A 5,332-nucleotide genomic window follows, 5' to 3' on the forward strand; every position below is an offset into this window, starting at 1 on the left:
CCGAGCATCTGGCTGCCAATAGGGCCGCCGGTACTCATGCCCACGCTCTGGTGTTTGACCTTATAGTCCGCGTGTTTTTCAATACTGCTGAAGCCCAGCGTGCCCGTATCCAGCCGGTTTTTATCCGCCGCTGCCGTCGAGCCGATAACCGCGCCATTCAGCTGCGTGTGGTCGCCCACCGTCACGTCAAAGCCGCCCTTGCCCGCAATGTCCGGGTAATGCCGGACTGCATGATTATCACCAGACAGGAACCGCAACCGGAGCTACCCATCGAGCCGGAAGTGGTGACCACGCTGCGTAAAGCCTGCAAAAAGCTCTCCGCACGCAAGCAGCGGCAGATTGAGGAGTTTATTCAGGTGCTCGCCACACTGCAGAAGCGGCCACGGAAGATCCCGGAAGGGTTGGTTGAGTGGCGACCACTTTAAGATAACGGGCTGGTTACAAAGTAAAAACCCCAGCCGGTTGACTGGGGTTTGTCATCATTACTTAATCGGATAATTATAATGTTCGGGAACTTTATAATCTACAGGGAAAGGTTTCTCATTAGGAATCTTGAAATAAATATCAATATCCTCAACCGCTTGATAAAAAGCTCCAGATACTCCCATCATGAAACTTCTGATGTGCAACAAAGCCGCTCGCATAGCCAACTCATCATTGCTATTTTTAGCCTTAATAAACAGTTCAACTGAGAGATTTATATTTTTAACATCCCTCTGAATGCTATCGACAAGTGAATAATCGTCGGCAAGATAAAGATTCTCATCTCGCAATTTATTACCTGCTTTTTTCTTTAAAAAAATCAGATACTCACGACTAAATTCATCCAAGGAATCAATATTTATCATTTTGGCAACCTCCGCTTTTCTTTAATTGCAGATTCCGTTTTTTTTCTGATTGTATGACCCATCAAGGTTAAGTACTGCTTTTACTTTTCCTCTGCTATCAAAAACTTCAATATGGTCTTTATGCAGTCCATCCAGATAATATTTATCTCCTCTGGAAATATGCTCACCAATAGCATTTTTAGCTTGATAAACACTTTTCCCCTGGAATACCTGGCTAGATTTCTGCGAACTTTCTTTTGCCAGGTTACCAAAACCAGACTGTTTAAAGAACTCACCCATATTCCCTACAGCTCCGGAGTTTGGCACATGTGGAACTTTTTTACCTGGTAATATAACCCCGGCCAGCATCCCGCCCGTGGCTTCCAGTACAGCCTGATTTCCCTCAGATGCCTGTTTGATCGTGTCGGCTACTGCTGACCAGGTATCCCTGCTCATCAGGGCTTTAACGCTGTCCGCCACTGCCTGATTTTTACCAGACAGGTCACTTAATGTCCTGTCGCAGTAGCCGTCACCTGTTGCACATGATGCCAGCGCCATAGCCGCATCTGCGGCATAATCCGCTGAGCCTAATGCTGCATCACCGGTATCAGCCAGGCCGTTAATAATTGCGTTCGCTATGGAAGAGGTTGTGCCTTCACCCAGCTTATTCCTGACCTGATCCTTCAGGAATTCAGCGACCTGTTTCACCGTCTCGCGGGCTTTGTCACCGCTCAGCGAGTTATTCTCAACCGCATTCTTCCCGGCCTTCGCCCCGGTCACCGCGCTGCCCGAACTGTCCCCGGCAAGCCTGCCCGCCAGCCCCGCCGCCAGCTTCCCCGACGCACTGATGTTCTGACGTTGCTCCTCGCTCAGGCCTGCACGGTCAACCCCCGGATAGAGCTGCTGTGCGATATACTCGCCCTTCGCCCCGCCTGATGCTCCCGCCAGCGCCGCACCCGGTACCGCGTGCACTATCAGGTTGGTCTCCACTTTAACCATCTTTTGCCTTCCAGGCCTTTCGTGGGTGCCATATCGTGAATGACTTTCACCCGATAAGGTACAGCCGCCCCTCTGGCTGACGCTGGCCAATCTCTGCACTATTGCCTCTCAACCCGTTCTCTCTAAACGACTTGTCACAAAGGGCTGACAGGCCTGTAACTAACCAAGCATCAATCGTCAGTTAAAAAACATCCTGTATCGATTGGCCAGCATTAGCATATTTTACTTGTAGTCTGTTGGTGAGGCTGATTTCTCTTTCGACATGAGAAACTGCCCCACACCAATAATAACCCCGCATCCGATTGATATTTCCAACCCTCTAATCAAGTCATTTCTATCAAAATCAAAATCATCAACTAAACAATAGGATACTAAAGATATAAGTAATCGACCACCTACAAGAAAAGTAAAAAGGCCAACCACCCATAAAACCACTAACAATAATAAAATTTTAATTTTATTATTTTGCATTACTACTTTTCTCCAGTTTTCTTTGAACTTTTTCAGCAAGATTTCGTGTGGAACTCCCGAGATATTCAGAACCTGCAGATTCAGCGACTACCCCTGTTATTTTAGGTATTGTAAACTGAGGGATTGTGTCCTGCACCTTCTCCACTCTTTTACCTATCGCTGCGCCCCCCAGTATCCCTAAACCTGCTCCAATCATCGGTGCTAAAGTATTTTTACCCTGCAGCCTGGCTCCCGCATACGCACCGGCAACGCTCGCTGCTTCAGTGAACCAGAATCCTTTACCCTGCGTTAAAGGACTGACACCGGTTGCAATCAGTGCATCCGTGGCGCTGAACGGCTCTCCACTACTTAGTTGGTTAAACACGTTAGCTGTGCCGCCTATCGCACCTGCGCCCATCACCGCCTCAGCTGTCGCAGTGGCTGGCAGTAACACCGGCGCCACAAACGTCGTCACCCCTGCCCCCCAGGCCGTTAACAATCCTGTTGCCGGATTCTGACCGGCAGGCAGGTTGCCTTTAGCCATATCTGCCGAAAGAACTGCTTTATCTTGCAATGTCATGCCCGGGAGTGCTTTCCCATTTTCATCGACCTGATTATCTGTATTTGTCATTAAGCTACCCTGTGCAAGGCCGTAATTATTCAGGCCTGAGGGTAGATTAAACAATTCATTATTCTCAACCGCATTCTTCCCGGCCTGTGCACCCGTTATCGCACCGCCCGTGCTGTCTCCGGCAAGCCCGCCCGCAAGGTCCGCAGCCAGCGTGCCCAGCGCGCTGATGGTCTGCCGCTGCTCCTCACTCAGGTCTTCACGCTTAACTCCCGGATACCTCTGCTGCGCGATGTACTCGCCCATCGCCGCGCCAGAAGCACCCGCAAGTGCAGGATTACCCGACGCGTATGAGATCACCGCGCCCACTACCGCGTGCGCAATCAGGTTCGCCTGAACGTTCACCACCTCTTTGCCGTCCGGGCCTTTCGTGGTCGTCAGCGTATGTATCTGCTCCGCCAGGCATTCAATAGCAAAGGCGAGATTTGTGCAGGAAACACTGATTTACGAGCGGGTGATAAAGGGCAGGCTGATAATCAGTCCACATGAGCCGCTGCAGGTATCTCAAGTAGAGCCTTAAGTGGTAAATATACAGAAACCAATCTGTAAGAAGTTATCTGACTGCATGCTGAAGATCTCAGAGTTTATCCAGGCAATTGCCATACCGCGGGAGCGTCACGCAAGGTCTAGGAATGAACTTTGGAATGGCGCATTTCGGAGTAAGCGGCTGTCAGAAATTCCCGGCTCAGCCCCCAAGAAAATCTTTAATTTCAAAAGGGTCTTAACAGATCGAAAAAGTAACTGATATGAGATTAATAAAATCCCGGCTCGATAGCCGGGGTTTTATTAGCGTTTCAGACTATGGTAGAAATCTAAAACGCTTTTTAAATCAGTTTCCCATTCTGATATTTTCATACCTTCTTCATTATGCGTTGTTCGCGGCTCAATAAAATCATTTATAGTTTCAGGAGTAAAGCTGGGGCAGTCATCTGAAAACAAAATGATATTTTGAACGAAAACATTACTTTCCAAAAAATACAACACCCAAGTAAATATAAAGTTCACATTGTTTGGCTCATACATTGAAACAGCTAAAGCTGCATGTTTTTTATTAGCCAGCCCCTCTTCAAGTGAACTTAGCCAGTTAACTTTGTAGTCATTAACACTCCAGTAAGATAGAGGTATATTCATCATTTCTGAAAATTCATCAATTATTATTGATGCTGGCAAGACGCACTCGCCATCGACATATACTGCTTCACTTTCAGGAAAAATACCAAACATATATCAGTCCTTAACTCGTTTTAGATCACTATCATAAGTCCCCATACGTTTTCCTTTACGGTCAAACATTTTCCAACCATTAGTAACATTATGGCTATCAACATCAGGCGTGATATACGTTTTACCGTCAAAGAATACTGGTTGCCCAAGAGAATTAAATGGCGCTTTAGGAGCGATTATTTTTCGTTCAAAACCTAAATTACTGGCAGTTTCTTGAGCTTCTTTTCCTCTTAGGGCCAAATAAGCTAAATCATCTTTATTATACTCAGGAATCGGCGTGACCGTTGTATTGCCTCCCGTATCCGGCAGACCATCACTATTCCCGGTATTGCCTGGTCCCTGCTCACCAGACCGATCCGGCGTAACCAGTGACGTTCTTTTATTTTCATCATGAAAAGGATTAACCAGTTTTCCGCCGGTCAGATCATCATTCACCGGCGCAGTTTCCGTTTTGTTACTACTGCCATCCTGATGCTGCTGATTATGCGCCACTTTTGGATTGCGGGATTTTGCAGTATCATCACGCGCTTCAACGATTGCACGACCATCAGTGATCGGCGGAGTATCCGCCTCAGTTCCTGACCTTTTCAGAGTCTTATCCAGCTCGGATGCAATTATGTTATTCGCATTCTGAACTACCTTGTCACCCGGACTCAATGGTAATCCCGGAACGGGTACAGGCGTAGCCCTTGGTGGCTGGAGAAGATTATTATTTTCCAACGCATTCTTCCCGGCCTGCGCGCCCGTCACCGCAGCACCCGCACTGTCCCCGGCAAGCCCGCCCGCCAGCCCTGCCGCCAGCTTCCCCAGCGCGCTGGTGGTCTGACGCTGCTCCTCGCTCAGGTCTGCACGGTCAACGCCCGGATAGAGCTGCTGCGCAATATACTCGCCCGCCGCGCCGCCTGACGCCCCCGCCAGGTACGGCGCCGCACCGCCCGCAACGGCTCCCGCCACGTTGCCGCCCGCCAGCGCCGAGGCCGCCGCCGTCGCCGCGCTGATGCCCTGCTGAAGGGCGCTGCCCGTTCCCCACGGCGCCATGGCATTAGTGTAAGCCTGCTTCGCTATATCGTCGTAGCCGGGCGCCGTTTTCACCCCGTTCTGCCGCGCTTTTTCTTCCAGCTGCGTCTTCGCTGCCGCCAGCAGTTTCGGGTCCAGCTTCGCCTTCTCGCCGGCTATCTGGCCCTGCGTCCTCACGATATCGCTA

The 5,332-nt window shown here is 49.6% G+C and carries 6 protein-coding genes and 2 pseudogenes; 1 reads left to right on the plus strand and 7 read right to left on the minus strand.

Annotated elements, in window-relative coordinates; translation table 11 throughout:
* Nucleotides 1-206: pseudogene (locus tag AB6T85_RS23630) on the minus strand (VENN motif pre-toxin domain-containing protein); the annotation flags it as partial.
* A gap of 24 nt (nucleotides 207-230) precedes the next feature.
* Here AB6T85_RS23630 and AB6T85_RS23635 point away from each other — a divergent pair.
* Nucleotides 231-425 (plus strand): SymE family type I addiction module toxin, encoded by a 195-nt coding sequence (locus tag AB6T85_RS23635; RefSeq protein WP_369897039.1) that lies wholly within the window; start codon nucleotides 231-233, stop codon nucleotides 423-425.
* A gap of 57 nt (nucleotides 426-482) precedes the next feature.
* Here the strand turns inward: AB6T85_RS23635 and AB6T85_RS23640 are convergent, their stop codons facing one another.
* The 6 genes and pseudogenes from AB6T85_RS23640 to AB6T85_RS23665 form a co-directional block, all read right to left on the minus strand.
* Nucleotides 483-848 (minus strand): hypothetical protein, encoded by a 366-nt coding sequence (locus AB6T85_RS23640; protein ID WP_369897041.1) that lies wholly within the window; start codon nucleotides 846-848, stop codon nucleotides 483-485.
* Nucleotides 849-1,559: 711 nt separating this feature from the next.
* A pseudogene (locus tag AB6T85_RS23785) lies at nucleotides 1,560-1,814 on the minus strand (VENN motif pre-toxin domain-containing protein); the annotation flags it as partial.
* 234 nt (nucleotides 1,815-2,048) lie between these two features.
* Complete coding sequence (locus tag AB6T85_RS23650) at nucleotides 2,049-2,297, minus strand: hypothetical protein (RefSeq protein WP_125289627.1); 249 nt, start codon at nucleotides 2,295-2,297, stop codon at nucleotides 2,049-2,051.
* Nucleotides 2,287-3,252, minus strand: a complete 966-nt coding sequence (locus AB6T85_RS23655) for a VENN motif pre-toxin domain-containing protein (protein ID WP_369897045.1) — start codon at nucleotides 3,250-3,252, stop codon at nucleotides 2,287-2,289. Before AB6T85_RS23655 ends, AB6T85_RS23650 begins: the two co-directional genes overlap by 11 nt.
* A 438-nt stretch (nucleotides 3,253-3,690) precedes the next feature.
* Nucleotides 3,691-4,128, minus strand: coding sequence for a hypothetical protein (locus AB6T85_RS23660; RefSeq protein ID WP_369897047.1), 438 nt, complete (start codon nucleotides 4,126-4,128; stop codon nucleotides 3,691-3,693).
* 3 nt (nucleotides 4,129-4,131) lie between these two features.
* A partial coding sequence (locus tag AB6T85_RS23665) for a toxin C-terminal domain-containing protein (protein ID WP_369897048.1) occupies nucleotides 4,132-5,332 on the minus strand: 1,201 nt, incomplete at its 5' end.

The organism is Erwinia aeris (assembly GCF_041224955.1).
In the GTDB taxonomy this organism is placed as follows: Bacteria; Pseudomonadota; Gammaproteobacteria; order Enterobacterales; family Enterobacteriaceae; genus Erwinia; species Erwinia aeris.